The 17,701-nt window shown below is 48.3% G+C and carries 16 protein-coding genes; all 16 read right to left on the bottom strand.

From position 1 onward, the window contains the following. Positions 1 to 24: 24 nt before the first annotated feature. The 16 genes from KO533_RS21910 to KO533_RS21835 all read right to left on the bottom strand — a co-directional run bounded on the left by KO533_RS21910 (position 25) and on the right by KO533_RS21835 (position 17,517). Positions 25 to 2,499 carry a hypothetical protein gene (locus KO533_RS21910; protein WP_219256148.1) on the bottom strand — a complete coding sequence of 825 codons (2,475 nt, stop codon included), beginning with the start codon at positions 2,497 to 2,499 and terminating at the stop codon, positions 25 to 27. Between the two features lie 7 nt (positions 2,500 to 2,506). Continuing rightward, positions 2,507 to 2,878: a hypothetical protein gene (locus KO533_RS21905; protein ID WP_219256147.1), complete on the bottom strand. Its 372-nt coding sequence runs from the start codon at positions 2,876 to 2,878 to the stop codon at positions 2,507 to 2,509. Positions 2,879 to 2,916: 38 nt separating this feature from the next. Continuing rightward, the gene (locus KO533_RS21900) at positions 2,917 to 7,197 is read right to left on the bottom strand and encodes a phage tail tape measure protein (protein ID WP_219256146.1); all 4,281 of its coding nucleotides are present in this window, start codon (positions 7,195 to 7,197) and stop codon (positions 2,917 to 2,919) included. 92 nt (positions 7,198 to 7,289) lie between these two features. Next, entirely contained in the window at positions 7,290 to 8,009 is a 720-nt protein-coding gene (locus KO533_RS21895) for a hypothetical protein (protein ID WP_219256145.1), read from the bottom strand. Further along, entirely contained in the window at positions 8,006 to 8,431 is a 426-nt protein-coding gene (locus tag KO533_RS21890; RefSeq protein WP_105251452.1) for a hypothetical protein, read from the bottom strand. Before KO533_RS21890 ends, KO533_RS21895 begins: the two co-directional genes overlap by 4 nt. Before the next feature lie 15 nt (positions 8,432 to 8,446). Then, positions 8,447 to 9,016 (bottom strand): hypothetical protein, encoded by a 570-nt coding sequence (locus KO533_RS21885; protein WP_219256144.1) that lies wholly within the window; start codon positions 9,014 to 9,016, stop codon positions 8,447 to 8,449. A gap of 3 nt (positions 9,017 to 9,019) precedes the next feature. After that, on the bottom strand, positions 9,020 to 9,364 hold the full coding sequence (locus KO533_RS21880) for a hypothetical protein (RefSeq protein WP_105251450.1): 345 nt from the start codon (positions 9,362 to 9,364) through the stop codon (positions 9,020 to 9,022). Beyond that, positions 9,357 to 9,680, bottom strand: a complete 324-nt coding sequence (locus KO533_RS21875) for a capsid cement protein (RefSeq protein ID WP_012196684.1) — start codon at positions 9,678 to 9,680, stop codon at positions 9,357 to 9,359. The genes KO533_RS21880 and KO533_RS21875 overlap by 8 nt, the downstream gene beginning before the upstream one ends. Before the next feature lie 80 nt (positions 9,681 to 9,760). Continuing rightward, the gene (locus tag KO533_RS21870) at positions 9,761 to 11,827 is read right to left on the bottom strand and encodes a ClpP-like prohead protease/major capsid protein fusion protein (RefSeq protein ID WP_346014706.1); all 2,067 of its coding nucleotides are present in this window, start codon (positions 11,825 to 11,827) and stop codon (positions 9,761 to 9,763) included. After that, positions 11,736 to 13,310: a phage portal protein gene (locus KO533_RS21865; protein ID WP_219256143.1), complete on the bottom strand. Its 1,575-nt coding sequence runs from the start codon at positions 13,308 to 13,310 to the stop codon at positions 11,736 to 11,738. The genes KO533_RS21870 and KO533_RS21865 overlap by 92 nt, the downstream gene beginning before the upstream one ends. A 49-nt stretch (positions 13,311 to 13,359) precedes the next feature. Further along, positions 13,360 to 13,566, bottom strand: coding sequence for a hypothetical protein (locus tag KO533_RS21860; RefSeq protein ID WP_219256142.1), 207 nt, complete (start codon positions 13,564 to 13,566; stop codon positions 13,360 to 13,362). Positions 13,567 to 13,594: 28 nt separating this feature from the next. Further along, positions 13,595 to 15,592 (bottom strand): terminase gpA endonuclease subunit, encoded by a 1,998-nt coding sequence (locus KO533_RS21855; protein ID WP_219256141.1) that lies wholly within the window; start codon positions 15,590 to 15,592, stop codon positions 13,595 to 13,597. After that, on the bottom strand, positions 15,567 to 16,100 hold the full coding sequence (locus KO533_RS21850) for a terminase small subunit (protein WP_168826638.1): 534 nt from the start codon (positions 16,098 to 16,100) through the stop codon (positions 15,567 to 15,569). Before KO533_RS21850 ends, KO533_RS21855 begins: the two co-directional genes overlap by 26 nt. Further along, positions 16,054 to 16,389 carry an HP1 family phage holin gene (locus KO533_RS21845; RefSeq protein ID WP_219256140.1) on the bottom strand — a complete coding sequence of 112 codons (336 nt, stop codon included), beginning with the start codon at positions 16,387 to 16,389 and terminating at the stop codon, positions 16,054 to 16,056. The genes KO533_RS21850 and KO533_RS21845 overlap by 47 nt, the downstream gene beginning before the upstream one ends. Positions 16,390 to 16,499: 110 nt before the next feature. Continuing rightward, positions 16,500 to 17,003, bottom strand: a complete 504-nt coding sequence (locus KO533_RS22690) for a hypothetical protein (protein WP_251073521.1) — start codon at positions 17,001 to 17,003, stop codon at positions 16,500 to 16,502. Then, positions 16,984 to 17,517: a lysozyme gene (locus KO533_RS21835; protein ID WP_219256138.1), complete on the bottom strand. Its 534-nt coding sequence runs from the start codon at positions 17,515 to 17,517 to the stop codon at positions 16,984 to 16,986. Before KO533_RS21835 ends, KO533_RS22690 begins: the two co-directional genes overlap by 20 nt. Between the last annotated feature and the right edge of the window lie 184 nt (positions 17,518 to 17,701).

Here is a 17,701-nt window from a genome sequence, read left to right as displayed (position 1 = left end):
CTGGTAATCCCATTTCAATTGCTCCTATGACTCGTTACCGAAAAATGACAATACGGCTTTATCTGTAGTGATTTGACTGTGACCGACCTGCACATTGCGCAGCAGCATTATCGGATTTGAGGCCGCGAACGTGGCGAAACGAATCGCTTCGCCTTGCTGCCAACCGCCACCAAATGCACCTGAGCGAATGATGAAATAAGGGGCATTAGTCAGTGGATTAATGGGAGCAAAATCATTCAGTGTGTCACCTGCTGCGATTTGACCAAGACGGCGGCCAACACAACGAAAGGCGCTGGCTGAGGTCATAATCAATACCCAATCTTCATTCACTGCAGTGGTGTTTTTGACTTCAAACGGATAGTCAACCGCATTCACGTTACCCGTAGCTGGGTCGCCATCGAGGTCCCAATTGTTGGCCCATGCTGTCATATCCCGCACGCTGCCAACACGCGCCTGCAGGTCGCCAAGAATTTGCACACTGGCTAATGTGGTACCTACCGGATATTCACGGGCTAATGGCTTGGCCAGCACAACGCTATTGCCTGTAAACGATGACACTAGACCGAGTTCCATAATGGTATCGCTCAGCACAAACGGCGCAGCAAACCCCGTAAAATCACTGTTAATCGTGACAGTTCCTGCCACCTTGTTTACGGTGAAATGGTCATTATTAGGGGTCCATAGGCTGGCGCCATTGGCATCGGTAATATCCACAAACTGGGCATTTTCACGAATCGTAAACACAGTGCCGACAGAGCCTGTGACTTGCTGCACTTGGGTATGAGAAAGCGCGACAGTGCCCCAGCGTCTGAACATATCGACAATGCCGTCATTGGGGATCCGTAGTGGGTTTAGTCCGTAAATCTCGGCGGGGGGTAGTTGGCGCAATTGGTCGGTAATGTCATAGCGCAGCGTGGTTAAATCCACCGGATTGGTAAATAACAGTTCAACCAAACCATCTACGATAGTGCCGCTAATGCCACTGCCTGTTATCACGCCTTGGTTGTCAGATGAGGCGCTGATAATGGCATGGTCGGATATCCGTTCAACCTGCACGTAAAAGCTCTCTAACAATGGGTTAGCCACACTCAAGGCAAATTTAGCCATAGTATCGCCTGCAGCCGCTGCAGTGGTTGATTCAACTAAACCTGAATAGGTCAGTGTAAAATCACCACGGCTTACCGTTTGCTTAGTCACCACCCCAGTAAAATAATCAATGGTCGCCAGCAACTCAGTGGTGTCATACAACTTACCGATACCGCTATTCACATTTTCAAATACATCCTGAGGCACATAGTTACTATCGGCAAACACAGCACGACCTTTGATACTGCCAACCGTTAGCTGCTTATTCGCTGGGAATGCACTAGCGCTTGAGTAAATGCTGTATTTGTAAGCAGAAACATAATAGAGCGAGACAGTGGGATTGTAGGCAAAGCGCACATCAGGCCGTAACGTAACGGTCACGTTCCCTGTCCCGACAGTAATCGACTGAACTAAAGCACTACTCCCACCGAAAACGCCATAAGGATCTGTTGATACGGCAGTGACAACATTAGTATCTATCAGTAAATCCGCTGTGGTGAAGGTATAGCTATACGTCCCTTGGGCACTTGGCTGGCTAATCACTTTACGGATCACTTGGCTAACAATGGCATCGCCGTTATCACTGCCACCCGTGATGGTATTGCCTGGCTTTGGCGCTAAGGTGGTGATCGCAGGCAGTAACGACAATTGAGTCGCGCCCACAGCTAAACTTACCCCGCTGGCGGCGGCAGTCAGCTTAGTTACCCCGTGGAATTTCAATGGGGATGCAGTGTTAGATAATCGCAAGCGAGTGCATTTACTCTGGCCATTGATTTGCAAACCTGGTTCTGGTGTCGCAAAAGGGATCGGCGGGTCGAATACTACGGTACCCACTGCACCGTTCACTATGCTGGTACGCGTGACTTTGCAAAAATGGGTTTTGCGTGGCCATGCCACGTTTTCAATGCCAGGATATTCCACGGTAATACAGATCACTTGGCCAACCTGTAAATAAGTGGTTTTCCAATAGTCTCGGTCATTAAATCGATATGACGACTGCAGGTAATCTGAGGAAAACGAGTTTTGGTTCACAAGGAAGCCGGGACCACCTTCACGGATCAATTCTCCTGCAGTGACTGACGACTCAATGATCTCTTTCATATCTGTCATGCGAGACTCATCATCCAGCGCGGCAGACTCGATCATGAATACGTTAACTAATGGGTCTATCGGTGGCTCACTGATAAACACATGTGCATCAATCAAAGTGCTGGTGTCTGGCGTATCGAGCGCAGGGAACGCTTTTACAATGTCGATACTGGATTGGGCATGGTCGATATCGGATATCGCTGAAAATAGCTCATTAAGCTTGCCAGACTGCACCACTTGTTTAGTCCGTTGGCCGCCAGCCTCATTACTTGAACCCAGTAACTCTGGCTTAAATACTTTTAAATCTAAACGGGAAATTGTCATAAACGGCCTATAAAGTCAGAAACTTAAGAACCACGTTAGTGAGCTTTTCAAACCCGCCAACTTCGTCAAATAAATCCTCACCCGTTATGGGCGAACCTGCAGTGTTATCCCAAACAACGTTATAACTGGTGCCTTCATAGGCCAACGTGAAGGCGGTTAACGTAGTGGCGGCATGGGCTTTTAATTGTTCAAACTCAGTGCGCAGCATCCATCCCGATTTGGTGCCTAACTCCATGGTAATACCGGCTGGGATAATGGTTTGCTGCACTAATGGCGCACCGTTTAAGGCGCGCTTCATATTGGCCGCAACGCGTGGCGTGTTGTCGCGGTTTAGCCACAGCAAATCCACCGCGATATCAATGCTATCGATGGTTGTCATAGGGACCTTTGATTAATTGGGGCGAATAACAGGATTGGCTAACCGCCAACAGATTGCAGGCGTTTGATCTCGTTCATCAATTCAGTGACGAGGCTGCGCTTCATTTGGGCGTTAAAGGTGCTATTGCCAACCTGCAGTTGCAGCACTTGCATATCTGAAGTGTTAGCCACAGATTGCGTGCTGGTTTGGGTGTTGGCTTGCGTGTTAACGGTAGCAGTTGCTTGAGTTTGAGCCGCAGCCTTAGCAGTCGTAGCACTGGCTTCGGCTTGCTTCTTCGCCTCGGCAGCGCTTTGCTTATCGGCTGCTTGCTGAGCCTGCAGGGCCTTACGTTCTAAGTCTTGTGCCTGCTTAAGATCACTAAGACTTTTTTGCAGTTTATTGATGAGCTGACTATCACCGTATGCTTGAGCTGTGGTGATTAAATCGTTCACTTCCTTTAGCTCACTAGCAAACTTACGCTCAGCAATATCCTTCTGGTTGCCCAAAGCGGTATCGAGCCGGTCTTGAATATCCATTGTGGTTTTATTGATTTCATCGGCCAATTCTCTAAAACGTGAACGGGCTTCATCGATTGCTTTATTGAGCGGAACAAGCTGATTGTCAGAAAGCCTTACTACAGAGTTATTAGCGAGATCAGCAATTTCACCTAGCTCTTGCAAGCTGAGTGATCCACTCTCGATTTGAGTGACCCAATCACGCATCCGAATAGCATTATTGATTTCTCGCCTTTCGCGTTTTTGGTCAGCACCCGCGATTTGATTATCCAGTTGCGCTAACCTTTCGGTCATTGCTTGGATAGTGGCATTTGAGTAATCGTATTCGGTATTCAGCGAAACAATCACATCACGCGTGGCGGCAGCACTTCCCCTAAAGTCATCAATCGTACTTAATTGTTCCGCGATAACTTTAGCATTTTCAATACCTGCGGCAGTATTGTCCTTTGTGGCCTTAGTGTTTTCCTTAGTGGCCTCGGTATTTTCATCTGTCTTTTTACTGCTTTCACCCACCACTTTATTGACTTCACTCAACGTCCCTTTGAGTATTTGTGATTGAGCATCGTACTCTTGCTTAGTTAATAAACCCGCCCTGAAATTTCGATCCAATGCTTCAAGCTGCGCTTCATAGTCACGCTGCAATATCAACAGTTCAACATAGGTCGCGTTCTCTATCTTGGATAGCTCAACAGACTCGCGCTTCAGATCAGCAAGGTTGGCTTCTTCCTTTGCCAACTTAGCTTTTATAAGGGTGAGTTCAGCCGTGGCTTTGTTCTCATCTTTTAAAGCCGCTTCAAGATCACGAACCTCTTTCTCGGTCCTTAATATTTTTTCTTGCAAGTCTAACTGTGCATCAGACAACAACCCTGTCGCGGCAATGGATTTATTCGACTGTTCAACGACTTTAGTATGTGATGCCGCTAACTCTTGCAGTGAAATATTCAGTTCTTTTTCAGTCAGCAAACCCTTTTCGTACTGCGCTTGTAGCGCTTTGCGCTGAATAAGAAATGCATTAGTTAAATCAGTTTGAGTGAGGGTTTTAGTATTACTTTTATCAACCTCTACGTTGTAATCCTTGACCGATGCATTGAGCAGTTTGGTCATGTTATTCAATGTTTCTGTTGAAATAAGCCCTTTATCGTGCAGCTGATTTAGTTCAGCTTGCCGAGCCATTGCCTCCTTCACTGTGACAGAATACTGTTCTGTAGAGGTATTCACCTTTGACTGACTAACGGCAAGCGCACTCGCAGCATCAACACCTTGCTTATCTGCCTCTGCTTTTTTCTTACTAGCATCAGCAGCGTTATTTTTAAACTCGGCCTCAAGTTCAAGCTCACGATTGGCAAGTACAATAGCTGAAGTCAAGTCACGGTATATTTTTTCAGAATCAGCATTATATTTATTACCATCAATTACATTTTTTAAACTAGCTTGCTGTTCTGTACTTAATTTATTAATTGCACCTTTATATTTATCTGATGCATCTAGCAGTTTTTCATACGCAATTGAAGATTCACCTGCCATACGAGCGGCAGCGGCAGCCATATCTTTATGATCTTGTTCTATGCTTTTTTCGGTTTCCCTCATTTTGATTCGAAGATTATCGATAAATGTGGTGTCTATTTTTAAACCGCCAAATTCAGCAACTTTATTTTTAATACTTACGACATCTAATAATGCTTGCTGCGCACTAAGAGTTACCACCTTGAATGATAAAGACAGCGAATTAACACCGAGCTTTATTCTATCGAATGCTTTTTCAAATAGGCCCACCTTGTCATCAGAGAACGTCTCCACAAAATCATTGGCTGCCTTCGCGAGCTCCACAAAACCGCTAACTAATTCTGGTAGTCTCTCTACCAAATTAACAACATCCTCCCGCACCTTATCGATGGCATCACCTGTACCACGAATAGCAAGATCAGTATCATACGAAAATGCTTCACCGATATCGGTAGTTAGGGTGTGGAATTTGTTAGATAGACGACCTAATGCTGATTCTTGTGTAGAGTAAGCTTTAATCGCTTCCTTCATATGGTAATCGCCTGCAGCATAGGCTTTATTACTTAGCTCTAATGCAACTTTTAGACGATCTGTACCATCCGCTAATACACTAAGAACGCCTGTCGCCTCAGTGCCATCAATGCCCATCGATTTAAGGGCATCAGAGACTAATCCGCCTTCGGCCTTAACCTTTTGTAAGCCCTCAAGGAATTTAACCAATACCTTTTCAGGCGCATCGCCGAGATCTTGCTCAATCTGCTTAGCAGTTAGCCCGGTAATCTTAGTTAATCGCTCAAGTGAATCGCCGCCTTTTTTGCTCGCTTCGTTAATCTCAGCGCCAAGGCGTTGCATAGCCGTTCGCGAACGTTCAGCTGGTTGGCCTAACTCTGCCAGCGTAGTACCAAACGCCGCAGCCGCAGCAGAACCCAAGTTAATTTCACGGGTACCAGACACAATCTCCTTGGTCATCTGCACAATATCAGCTTCGGTAATCGCAAAGTCGTTACCAAGCGCTACCACAGCCGAGGATAAATTGTGGATCTCAGGGATACCTTCTTGAGTCATCCCTAAAATTCTGGCCAGCATTGTTGCCGCTTCATCGCCGGCTAAGTTGGTTGATAACCCCAACGCATCAGCCGCAGCCACCAAGCTGAGAATATCTTCAGTCGATTTAGTGCCTAACTGGCCCGCCACTTCCGCCATGCGCAGCAGCTCATTCGTGCTGGTAGGGGTGACGTTTTCGCTGAGGTTTTTAAGCTCATCGGCCATTTTCACCACAGTATCACGGGCAAGGTTGGTGGTTTTTTCAACCTTAGTAATAGCGGCTTCTAACTCACTGTAGTTTTCAACGCCACTTTTTACCGTTTGCACCGCCTGCTGTGCCGACAGCAATACAGCATAAGCCTTAGCCAGCGTGCTCACCGCCTTGGTGGTGAGGTCAGTTTGCGCGTTGGCAACCTTGGCCGAGTTTTTAGACTCAACCAATAACCTATCGTGCTGCGCTAATTTATCGTTAACCCCTTTAAGCGCGGCTTCTGCGCCAGCTTGTTTGGTTTTTAATTCTTGGCTGGCATCGCCCAGCTTACCCATATCAATGCCGGCTTTATTCAGCACAGCTTGCTGTTTATCTAATTGCGCTTTATTGCTGCCAAGGCTTCTGCCAAGGTTAGTTAGCTCATTACTGGCCGTTTTAACTTTAAGTGCATATTCGGCTTTATTACGGCCAGCCTTTTCAACTTCGCTACCTAAGCGCGTTAATTCGCTACGTTCTTGCTCAAGCTCGTTTGCCAACTTGGTCGCACTGGCGGCGGTATTTTTTTGCGCTGATTCGAGCTGCTGCAAATCGGTTTTAGCCGCGGATAATGCCTTTGCTTGTGCTTGGCTAGCCTGTGCACCTTTATTTTGAGTCGTAGTTAAACGCTCAACTTCGGCGCGAGCGGTGGCAAGTTGGCTATCATAGCTAGCCAACTGCGCCGCAGTTTGGCTGTATTCAGTTTCAAGCTTAGCCGTTGAGGCAGCCGCATCTTGCTGCGATTTATCAAGGTTTTTTGCCTCAGTATTAGCCTGCTTCTGCTCTTTCTTTAACTTATCGAGCGCTTGGGCGTTATCAACATAGGCGCGTTCGCCCTTATTGATAGACTCGGTAAGAGAATCGATCGCCTTAATAGCCTCTTGCTGGCGTTTTAAATCATCAAGTTGCTCATTGAGCTTTTCGCTTTCGCGCCCCAACTCCTGCAACGCTTGCTCAGACTTTTTGGCCTCAGCAGAAAACAGATCTTTGCCTTGAATAATTAAATTCACTTCTTGATCTTTAAAACTCATAGCATCACCGATTGATAGGAATTAACAAACCAAAATAAAAGCCCACAGCACATGGATCACATGCTGTGGGCTATTGGGAACAATCTTTAGACTTATGCTGCGCTACGGACGAAGAACTTAGACTTACCCGTGGCAACGATTGAGCTGTCAGCGAGTACAGCACCTTCAATATCGAAGCTACCGTAATCGGTACCGATCAAGTCTAAGCCTGATGTGGGTGTGGGCTTCCACTTATAAAACTTCAGCATCCACGGTTTACCGGTTGAGTCGTTAATACCGTCAACGACCACACTGACCGTTTTGCCAGATTCCGTTAATGCCTGCAACGCATTACCCGCTTGGCTGGTGTAGCCAATGGTTAATGTTTGGCCTGCTGTAATGGCGCCAGTCGATAACGCGCGGATACCTGCGGCACTGACAACATAATCTTCATCAAGTACATAAGTAACATCACCCGCTTCATTTTTAACAACAGGGGCGATACTGGTATCAATCATTTTTGCGGTTTGCGCTAAGCCATCGAGCACAGCGATAATTTCTTCATCTGCGATGGGCGTTGCAGTTAATACATCAATCTTACCGCGCATAGCTAACGCTAAGTTTTCGTTATTAAAATCGTAAAAGGTCGCACTTAATTTTACGGATTTAATCAATGTGACTTCATCGGCATAACCTCCGCCACCACGGTAGTTGGGCAAGGATTTGGTTTCTTGTTCAATAGCGAGCTTTACGCCGCTCACGTTGCCACAGTCACGGCCATCGATATAGACGATCGCTGAGCCGATGTAACTTTCGGTTACTATTTCACTCATAGTGAGTCTCCAAATTTAACGGTATTAACAAGGGATAGGGTGAACACCGCTAGGCCGTGTTCTTCATGGGCTTCGGGCATGATGTACTTGCAGGGCTCAGTCTCTTTAAAGCTAATCACCGAGGGCAACCAGCTAGGTTTTTCAGGGAAGCGCTCATCTTTATAGAATGCACTTCGGATAGCGCGCACGAGGTTGATTAGCTCACTGGTTGGTTGCGGATTTTTAGCGAGTTTTACGCCAGCAACCACTTGCAGCACCAGATCATCCTTATATTTATCAATGCCATTTTTAGCGTCAAAGGCATCGGTATAAGGCTGCAAAAAGATGAACTTGCTTTCTTTGGCAATGGACTGCACATAAAAACCTTCACGTACAGTTGCGCCGTCAACCAGCCCGAGGCGGTCTAAGATTGCTTGGATCATGGAGTTGCCTCTTAGTTAACTGCTAGCGTGGTGGCCGTAGCGTTCGCGTAGATGTTTAATAATTGGTGGCTCAATATCCTTTTGTATTGAACCAAAACTACCCGCAACTGAAGGGCCATACATAGATGTATTGCCTGCCGCTTTGGCTTGTTTAAATGTGCGCCACGTTTGCCCGGGCAAACGCTGATACATTAAAAAATTGCGATTTTTACCAATAAAGGTAAATGTGCCTTTAAACCAATGTGGCTCATTACGTATTGGGCTGATCATGTGCCCGTTCGTTCTAGATCGACCGTTTTTACCCGTGCGATACAATGGACGAGCAAAGCGAGTTAAGGTGCTTGGGCGATATCTTGCGCTGATATAACCTTTAAGATTGCTAGGGTCGATACTGTAGCTAAACAACTTTTCAACATAGCTTTTTGAGTTAAAACCGTATTTGTTAAAAATGCCGTCAACCGCTGCCTTTTTACCAAACTTAACTGCGTCCTCAATCGCCCGTTTAATCGCTGGCGCTTGTGCATCACGAATGCGGTTAAGTTCCTTTGTTACCGCCTCCATGCCTTCAATCTTTATGCGTGCCATTGGCTAGGCCTCAAGCGGAATATAGATAAAGGTCACGCTGACCGAATCCATGCTTACCCGTTGGGTGAGGCGTCCTTGCTGGGCGCTAATGCCCTCACCTATCGCAAACTCATCACCAGAATTTACCGCCCCTTCGGATTGTAAAAACTCGGCACGACTGATTAGCTCGGGGACATATTCATTAGACGAGGCCGCAATTTCAGCGCCGTTATCATCCAAACTCACCAGACGAGTAAATGGCGCTGAACCATCGCTTGGGGTAAAAAGGCACGGATCAGCCAAACGCTGAAACAGCCGCACCATTTTACCCCGCACGCGATCGGCAAAGTGGTTGCCAACGTTAGGCATTGATCTTCACCCAGACGCTGGTAGATGGATTTGCCGCAGCAGCCCATACTTTGCCAGCTAAGGTATTGCCCGTGGCGAGTGATGTGATTTCATTAGCGGTGTCGTCCCAATACACGGCTGCGCCAACTGCGAGCACATCTGTGGATTTTTTAGGGAGTTCAAACACGCCTTCAGTTACACCTGTACCTTCGGTATCGGCGGCAATGGCGCCAATCGCCACAACTAACAATGTGGCCAGTAATACCGCTTCACCACTGGCAACTGCGGCGGTGGGCGTAAAGCTAATGGTCTTGCCATCTTGCACATAATTTTTCATGAGATTGTTCCTGCTTAAAAACAAAACTGAATAAAAAAGGGCTATCGTTTGATAGCCCATTTATGTCGGTTTAGCGCTGTTTACACGCCTGTTGATTTCACCAATCCACGGTAATCAAGCGGTGCAACACCCGCGTCGATACGCACTTTGGTGGCGACGCCGTCGATAGTGAAGCCCTGTTGCTGCTCAATGTAAGGCGTATCGATGCCATCAAGGTAAGCCACCTCAATGGTGTCGCGGCCTTGACCCGCAGAAAGGAACCACTGAACCGCGCTGTTATCATCTAAACGAGGCTCAGCAATCACTTCGGCAAAGTTTTGGATTGGGTTAGCAATACCTGAATTCACATCGGCACCTTTAACAGAACTGGACTTAATGATCTGGTTAAACGTGGTTTCAAGCGCTACAGGGCACAGTACAAACTCAGGGCGAATATTCAGGTGGCGATTACCCGATTTTTGCTTACGCATTAACATGCGATTGGCATCGAGGGCCGCCACACTTGGCGCACCGGAACCTAAGTTGCCGTGTTCATTATGGAACAGCGTTTTGCCATCAGCCATTGCGGGGTTTTTGGTTAATACCGCATATACCAAATCGCCAATGGTACCTTTGGCGGCAAAGCCCATTTTCATTGGAATATCAGTCAACATACTCATATCGTCGTTGATAATGGCCTGACGAGTAATGCTGAACAACTCGCCATAGGTAGCCAGCGCGATTTGTTGTGCATGGTCGCCAACGGTGACGTACTTGTATTCCGCACCTTCACGTACTTGGCGCAGGCTATTAAAGTCACCAAGGCCGATACGTTTGGCTATATTAAAGTTGCCTAGTTGACCTTTTTTGGTCCAACGCTCGAAGGTTTCTTCGGCGGTTTCCCAGCCCATTAACACTGATTTATTAGCTACATCTAACAGGATATTGCCAAAGTCGCTTGAGCTGTGTGTAAAGGCTAAGCCGACCATATCCATTTTGTTGAATCCAGCGCAGCCGATACCGCGATCTAACAGTGAGGCGCGCGCCAACTCAAGCATGGTGTAGCTCGAATAGTTGTTGCTAGCTTCAGCTTTTGCATGGCCGGAACGCGCCATTAACTGAGCGCGAATCGAGTCACCAACGATATTGCCGTTACCCGCATAAATAGTCGTGCGAGGTAATGTAGCGCTCGGTGTGGTGTTCTCACCCAGCTTTGCCAAGATCATGTCTTTGGCTTTATCAGCATTGATGTTGGCATCGGCAATACACTGATTACGTAACTCGGCTAACTCAGGAAAGAAAGCAAATGCCGCATTGATACTGTTCATACGCTCAGTATTAAACGCAATCGCAGCCGCTTGAATAGCAGTGGTATCAGGTTGTGTTGCTGCAGGCGCAGGCAACTGAGCATTAGGTGCTGCTGGTGCTGGCACGAGTGGGTTGGGAGCACTGTTACCCTGCGGTGCAAACAGGTTTTTGAGAGCTTCAGGCATATTAGTAAAATCCTTAAGACGTTTTGAATTAAGTGATGCCGCCATTTGCAGCGGATCGGTGAGGGTGTTGGCAAAACCTTTTTCCACTGCTTCGCGCCCAGTTAGCCAAGTTTCAGCCGCTAACAGGGCGTGGAGTTCATCTTCTGACAAGCCTGTTTTGTGTTGGTAGGCGCCCACTAAATTGCCTTCAACCTTATCGAGCAAGTCGGCGTATTTGCGCATATCTTCGGCATCACCGAGAGTTCCGCCCCAAGGCTTATGCACCATCATCATGGCGTTTTCAGGCATGATGACTTCATCAAAAGCCATGGCAATCACACTGGCCATCGAAGCAGCAAGGCCATCGATGTAGCAAACTTTGTGCGCTGGATGGCCTTTGATCATGTTGTAAATCGCCATACCTTCGAATACATCGCCGCCTGGCGAATGAATACGGGCGGTAATGGTACCCACTTTGCCTAGGGCCTGTAGATCACGGGCGAACTGTTGCGCACTAATGCCCCAGCCGCCAATCTCGTCATAGATCATTAACTCGGCATTACCGTTTTGGGCTTTGAGGCTATACCAGCTATTGGCGGGTTTATTACTCTGGTTCAGCGTTGCGACGGGCACGCTCAGCGCTCCGCTTGGCAGCATTGCGCTTAGCATTACTGATGCTATTGGGGTCTTTTTCACTGTTAGGATCTCCTAGCGAGGGGTCGGGGTCATTGGCCGTGACCATGTTGTTTTCGCGGTTGTAATCCACCTCACGCTTACGCTGGCGTTTTACTTCTGCAGGATTACGGCCACGGGCGCGAGTCCAATCGGCTTCGGTTGCGACGTTGGCAGCGATCATCATTTCCCAGCCTTCGGCCTCTTTGCGTGGGTCAATCCATGGCATGGTGGGCCCGTAGTACACGGCATCAAATAAGGTGCGCATGTCGAGATCAGGCGGTAGCACTAATGGGTCCTGCTTGTTGTGCATTTCCATTTTGAGAAAATTGCGGAATACAGGCCGCGACCAGCCAGCACAAAACCACTGCTGCATAATGCGGTTGGATTCGTCTTGCTCAACCAGCTCTTGGCGCTGGCTTGAATAACTGCCTTTGTAGTCACGGGCAATGCTGGAATAGCTGCCACGGGTACCAGCTGCGGCGGCTTTTAATTGGCCGTTACGAAAATCAACTAAGTGCACATTAGGGCGGTTTGATTCAATCATGCCCACATCTTCACCGGGCTTGAGATCATCGAAGGTCATGCCAGGTGCAATGGGGATTTCGCGGCTTGACGATTCACCACTTGAGTCAGGAACAAACATGGCGGCATCGCCGCGCTTGATGTAGAACGCCAGCGCGGCTGCAATCCTTGCCGCTACTCGCTCAGATTCCTCATAGTCTTTAATATCGCCAAGGCGGGTTAAAATGCCGTGGAATAACGAAGCGCCACGCAGCTGGTGCAAGCGTTTAAATAAGCCTAAGTGCATCATGCTCGATGCGGGTATCACTTTGGTTTTGTAGCGAAAGCCGACTTGATCCGCAGGGTGATCAAGCAATACGTGATAGTTAACCACTTGGCCCCAGCTGTTTATCTCTAACCCTTGGCGTACCCGCTTTGCTGGTTCGTTTAACTCGTAGGGGATAAAGTCGGCTTCTAAGGCTTCAATACTGTATTGAGTGCCTTGCTCATTTGGGTGGCCGAACTTAGCCACTTTACCCATCACATGCTGGCCGAACACATCACCATCACGCAGGGCGCTACGTAACACCAAGCGTTCTAATTCAGGGCGACTAAAGCGGCCAGTAACGTCACACTTAAGCGACCATGCACCGAAACGGCGTTGAATATCGTTGGCTAAGTCATCAAGGATTTCACCGCTAATACTGCGCGGCTGCGGTTCGACCACAATCCCTTGGGCACCGATCACCCGTTCTTCCATGCGGTCGAGAATGCCAATGCTGAGATCATGATTTTCATCTAACCAGCGCGCTTGCTCACGCAGGCTTTTACCTGCCGCAAATACCGCTTGGTTGGCGCCGCGACTTTCCTTTTTAGCGCGATGCGTGCGGCTTGGGCTGGCGGCTTCATACCCTTTCAGGTTGCGGTAGCTCATTGCGGCCGCTTCACGCTGTAATGCTAAACGCGGGGCAAATATCGCCAGCGCATCATTGATAATGCTCATGTGTTGCTCCGACTTATATTTTTAGACATGCCCTATTAATGCGGCTTGATTAGTTAAAGCTGGCTAACTTGACGCCACCCTGTGGGCGGCTAAAGGCATTTAAACGGCGCTCCCATTCGAGGCGACCTTTGCGGATTTCGCCTAGGTCCTCTGTGGTCATTGTTTTGCCGTTGATCGTGGTTTGCTTGCCTGCCAACACATCAAGCTCAGCATTAAAGTACGCATCGATCATCTGTTGGCATTGGGTTTTGGTCATGCTGTTATCCTTGGCTTTATGGCATTAACTACAGCCAACCGCCAGAACTGCCACCACCGCCACCGTTTAGGTAAGCAGCATTCGCATTGGCCTGTTTTGCGGCTTTGGGTTTAGGTTCTTTGGGTTGGTCGCTTGATATGGCTATCGGGGTAACTTGTGAAAGTTTGTCGAGGTTAATGCCGAATTTCTCAATCGCGATATACAGCGCAGCGAGTGCGTAAACGAAACAATCTAGTGCCTCGTTGCGGCGCTTTTGGTTGTCCCATTTATAGATGATCCGTCCGTTTTGGCGCACTGGCACCTTGCGTTCACTGGTGAGCTGTTGCAGCTCAACGTCATCACATACCGCTTCGTTTAGCGGAAAGTGAATCGCACCAGGTTTGCGCACATCAACATCAGGGGCAATCCGTAACATCGACATCAGCAACTCTTTGGCGTTGTCGGTACCGACCTCCGTTAAGTAAACGCCCTTGGCGGTTCGCTTACGCGGGAAGTTGGCGATCGGCTTGCCGTAAACGTTGGCACCTCTAATGGGTATCACCCGCATTAGCCCAAGCTTTTTACTCATAGCGTAAACATCATCGGTGTAATGACCTGCAGAGTCCCAACCCACTACGCCGATATTGAGCACAACGCCATCGGCACGGGCGTAACTTTTAGCGATACGCTCGGCCACTTTGTCTTTTAATACTTGGCTTGCTGGGTCGCCATATAAAATAAAGCGGTCGATTAATGCCGCCTCTTTACCCGCGCCCCATCCCCAAATGCGGCCCTCGTAACGGTCGTCTTGGGTGTCGATACCTGCGGTTAAATACACTACCCAATTAGGCACTTTGCCACTCGGGTACATTTCGCGGCGCTTCACTAATTCTTCCCACTCTAAGCGCTCGCCGTTGTCGTTATCCCATGGCTGGCCTAACTTAGTGTTGACGAAAGTCTGCAACTTTTCTTTATCGCCTTTGGCTTTAAAGAACTCAGTAACCAGTTTCGCCCAGCTGTTGAGCGAGTTATAGGCCGACCAGATATGAATCGAGATATTGGGCGGCGTGGTGATGTCGTTTCCATCGGCATCATAAAAGTCTAAAAAGTCTTTTGTGCGGATGTCGGTGTTTTCGCATATCCAAATCGCGCTTGGGTGCAGCTCCATATCATCGAGCTGATTGTTTTCGATACAGCAACCACAGTGCTCACACAGATAATAGGCTGTGCTTGGATCGTGATCGTCATTGGCGTTTTTATGCCACTTAATCCCAAAGGCTTCTTCAGGGCCACCCCACTTTAAATCCTGCAGTTCGTCGCAGTGTGGGCAAGGCAAGTTGAACCTAAAATAGTGCGGTGATTCGCTGCAGGCTTTTTCAATCTGGCAGGTACCGAGCACTTTAGGCGTTGAACCGCGAATCGACTTAGGGAACATCGACAGTTCGATACGAGTATCACCAAGCGATGTGGCGTTACCTTCGTGCTCGATGGATTCATCAAAACCCGCTAGCTCATCGTAGATCACATCATCGGTGGAGATTTCGCGATAGTTCGCTGCAGCGGTACCACCGCGCACCATCAGCGTTTTGCCGTTGGTGAAGATTTTATCTTCTAGCGTGCTGTCTTTATGCTTGCGGCCCATCCAAGGTGCAAGCGCGCGCCAAACGGGGATATCACGTATCGCCGTTTCAACATGCTTTTTCATGAAGGTTTTGGCTTGACCATCACGGGGCTGATAGATCAGCACGTTGCGCTTTTTGTGCTCAATCTTGTAAGCAGCGTTAGCCATCAGCATTTTGGTGTAACCGACCCGCGCTGACTTCATTAAGTTAAGCGTGCTGATTTGGTCGTTACCCATGGCATTAAGAATGCCAATTTGAAACGGTAAACTTTCCCACTTGCCCTCGGTGTAAGAGGACTCCGACGACATGTAAAAGTGCTCGTCGGCGTATTGTGAACAGGTGAGCATGGGTGGGCGATAGAACGAACGCAGCCCAGCAGCAACGGCGGCTTTCAGATTTTTAATCTGCGCGGCCGATATACTCATCTAATAAACCCTCAATGCCCTCCGCAAGATCGGCGGCGGTGTTTTGGCTTTTAATCACCTCCGCTTTAATAGCGTCGATTGTGCGTTCTGGAATGTCGGGGAATTTGCGTTTTACCCGTATATGTATTTGATCGAGCACTGGGGCAATTTGCGCAGCAATGCGATTTAGCACAAAGGTAGCAAAATTAACTTCGACCACTTCTTTGAGGTCTTTTTCGTTTTTAATCTCCTGCCCAACTGCTTGGGCTCGGATTAAGCGCCAGCGTTCGTAGTCCATATCTGGCTTATCGGGATCATCTTCATCGGGTTTAGTGATGGTTTTTTTACGCTCGTTGGCGACTCTGTTACCCACCACATCGGCCATTTTGTATAAACACACGCGACCGAGCTTGCTGTGCACAGGCACGTCCCACTTATCAAACGCTTGGGTGCTGATCTCAAGGCTTTTGCATAGGTCGGTTTTACTCAGTAGAACAGGCTCGGGTGGTGATGGTTGAATGCGTGCCATGGTGTTCATCTACCTGTTTTAACAGTGCTGCTTTCAGCTGCATCTCCGCTCGGTGTAACTCTTGGGCGCGTAGTTCGTCCTTATCTGTTTGACGTTGCTCACGGCGGCGGCGCAACTCCTGATAAAAAACGTTGGCTAATAGGGTGACGAGCGCGAAGAATATCCCGAGCAAAATGGCGATTTCATTCAACGTAAACGCACCTCCAATTGTGCTCATGAACGACGATACATAAGCGCTAAAAGTCAGCGATTTTTGAGTGGTCACATCATTAATGTATGGATTGTTCATGCTTTTTTTCCGTTCGCCATGTTTCGATGTTATGCAAATCGGTATCACACTTGGTGATCACGGCTAAGAGTTGAATGATGCAATCGGGCAGATCGGCATTGGCATCTGAACTACATTCGGCTGGCAGGCACTGGCTCATTAATGATTGCGGCGGTAGTACATATTGGGTCTGCTTGGTGACTACGGTGCGCGCAATAGGCGGCGTGCTTGAGCAGCCGCTTAACATCATCAGGCACAGCAGTATTAGCCCAACTTCGGGTTTGTTCATTGGCTGAGGTCCTTAGTTTTTTAATGACTTCTCGCTGGTCAGCAAGCTGGCGATCAATCTCAGCCTTAGCTTTAGCGGTTTGTTCATTGAGCGCTAAGGCAAAGGCGTAATCCTTAGCGAGCCTGTCACGTTCTTTGGCCTGCGCTTGCAGTTCATCGGTAACGACAATGAGATCATCTTGCAGCATTCGCTGGTTAACGGCGGCGGTTTCTAGCTGCGAGTTTTTTAACGCGAGGTCAGCTTTAACGGCGGTAAGGCTAAGGCCAAGTAGCGTTATCACTATGATGAGAGCTGCGATTAAATACAGGTGCACCGAGCCAGTGGCATTAATGATTTTGTTCCACATATAAATCCTTTAAGCAGATTTTACGTTCTTTTTTGCGGCGTTCGACTAAGCCAGGCAACTTGATATCAGCGGCATAGACAAAACCATTACAGCCGTGTTTACCGCATGCATCGGTGAGCTGGTGACAAGCGGCCACCCGTTCGCCGCGGAGTAACAATTTGCGCAAGGTGGAGGTTTGAAAGTTACCCGCGCCAAAGTTATAAATCAGACTGAGGTAAGCAGCGTGTTCACCTTCGGTAAGTTGCACCGGATACGTTAGCCGCCGCAGCTGCCGATCGGCTTTACCTAAATCCTTGGCGAACATTTCAATGCATTGCTGCTCGCTAAAAAACTGGTTTAGCTCAAGCTCGGTGCCAGTGTGGCCAAAGCAAGCGGTGATAATATCCACAGGATCAAGATATGTGTGCAGAATGGGCTCGCCGTTCGGCGCTTCGGCGGGAGCTATCAAATTAGCCCCAGCCAACGCGATAGCAGAAGAAAGCCCCAACGCCATGAGCTTTTGCTTTAATGACATAGGTCAGTCTCCTTTAAAATGAGGTTAGCCTTAGCGCGGCCAACGGTTAGATCAACGGTGAGGTAGCCGCCTCTAACAGCTGATGTTTTTAGTGTCTTTCAACGTCCGTAGCGGCAATGTCGAACACCACGGCAACACATACCCACCACGACCACCATTGCAGCGGCCGCTTTTGTTCAGCAGG

This window comes from Shewanella sp. NKUCC05_KAH, from assembly GCF_019345585.1.
Classification (GTDB): Bacteria; Pseudomonadota; Gammaproteobacteria; order Enterobacterales; family Shewanellaceae; genus Shewanella; species Shewanella oncorhynchi.
This window is presented reverse-complemented; position numbering and strand designations above follow the sequence as displayed.

What these genes read in the sequence shown, in the direction of transcription:
- KO533_RS21910 (WP_219256148.1), bottom strand. Translation starts at nt 2,499, where the DNA reads ATGACAATTTCCCGTTTAGATTTAAAAGTATTTAAGCCAGAGTTACTG.
- KO533_RS21905 (WP_219256147.1), bottom strand. Translation starts at nt 2,878, where the DNA reads ATGACAACCATCGATAGCATTGATATCGCGGTGGATTTGCTGTGGCTA.
- KO533_RS21900 (WP_219256146.1), bottom strand. Translation starts at nt 7,197, where the DNA reads ATGAGTTTTAAAGATCAAGAAGTGAATTTAATTATTCAAGGCAAAGAT.
- KO533_RS21895 (WP_219256145.1), bottom strand. Translation starts at nt 8,009, where the DNA reads ATGAGTGAAATAGTAACCGAAAGTTACATCGGCTCAGCGATCGTCTAT.
- KO533_RS21890 (WP_105251452.1), bottom strand. Translation starts at nt 8,431, where the DNA reads ATGATCCAAGCAATCTTAGACCGCCTCGGGCTGGTTGACGGCGCAACT.
- KO533_RS21885 (WP_219256144.1), bottom strand. Translation starts at nt 9,016, where the DNA reads ATGGCACGCATAAAGATTGAAGGCATGGAGGCGGTAACAAAGGAACTT.
- KO533_RS21880 (WP_105251450.1), bottom strand. Translation starts at nt 9,364, where the DNA reads ATGCCTAACGTTGGCAACCACTTTGCCGATCGCGTGCGGGGTAAAATG.
- KO533_RS21875 (WP_012196684.1), bottom strand. Translation starts at nt 9,680, where the DNA reads ATGAAAAATTATGTGCAAGATGGCAAGACCATTAGCTTTACGCCCACC.
- KO533_RS21865 (WP_219256143.1), bottom strand. Translation starts at nt 13,310, where the DNA reads ATGAGCATTATCAATGATGCGCTGGCGATATTTGCCCCGCGTTTAGCA.
- KO533_RS21860 (WP_219256142.1), bottom strand. Translation starts at nt 13,566, where the DNA reads ATGACCAAAACCCAATGCCAACAGATGATCGATGCGTACTTTAATGCT.
- KO533_RS21855 (WP_219256141.1), bottom strand. Translation starts at nt 15,592, where the DNA reads ATGAGTATATCGGCCGCGCAGATTAAAAATCTGAAAGCCGCCGTTGCT.
- KO533_RS21850 (WP_168826638.1), bottom strand. Translation starts at nt 16,100, where the DNA reads ATGGCACGCATTCAACCATCACCACCCGAGCCTGTTCTACTGAGTAAA.
- KO533_RS21845 (WP_219256140.1), bottom strand. Translation starts at nt 16,389, where the DNA reads ATGAACAATCCATACATTAATGATGTGACCACTCAAAAATCGCTGACT.
- KO533_RS22690 (WP_251073521.1), bottom strand. Translation starts at nt 17,003, where the DNA reads ATGTGGAACAAAATCATTAATGCCACTGGCTCGGTGCACCTGTATTTA.
- KO533_RS21835 (WP_219256138.1), bottom strand. Translation starts at nt 17,517, where the DNA reads ATGTCATTAAAGCAAAAGCTCATGGCGTTGGGGCTTTCTTCTGCTATC.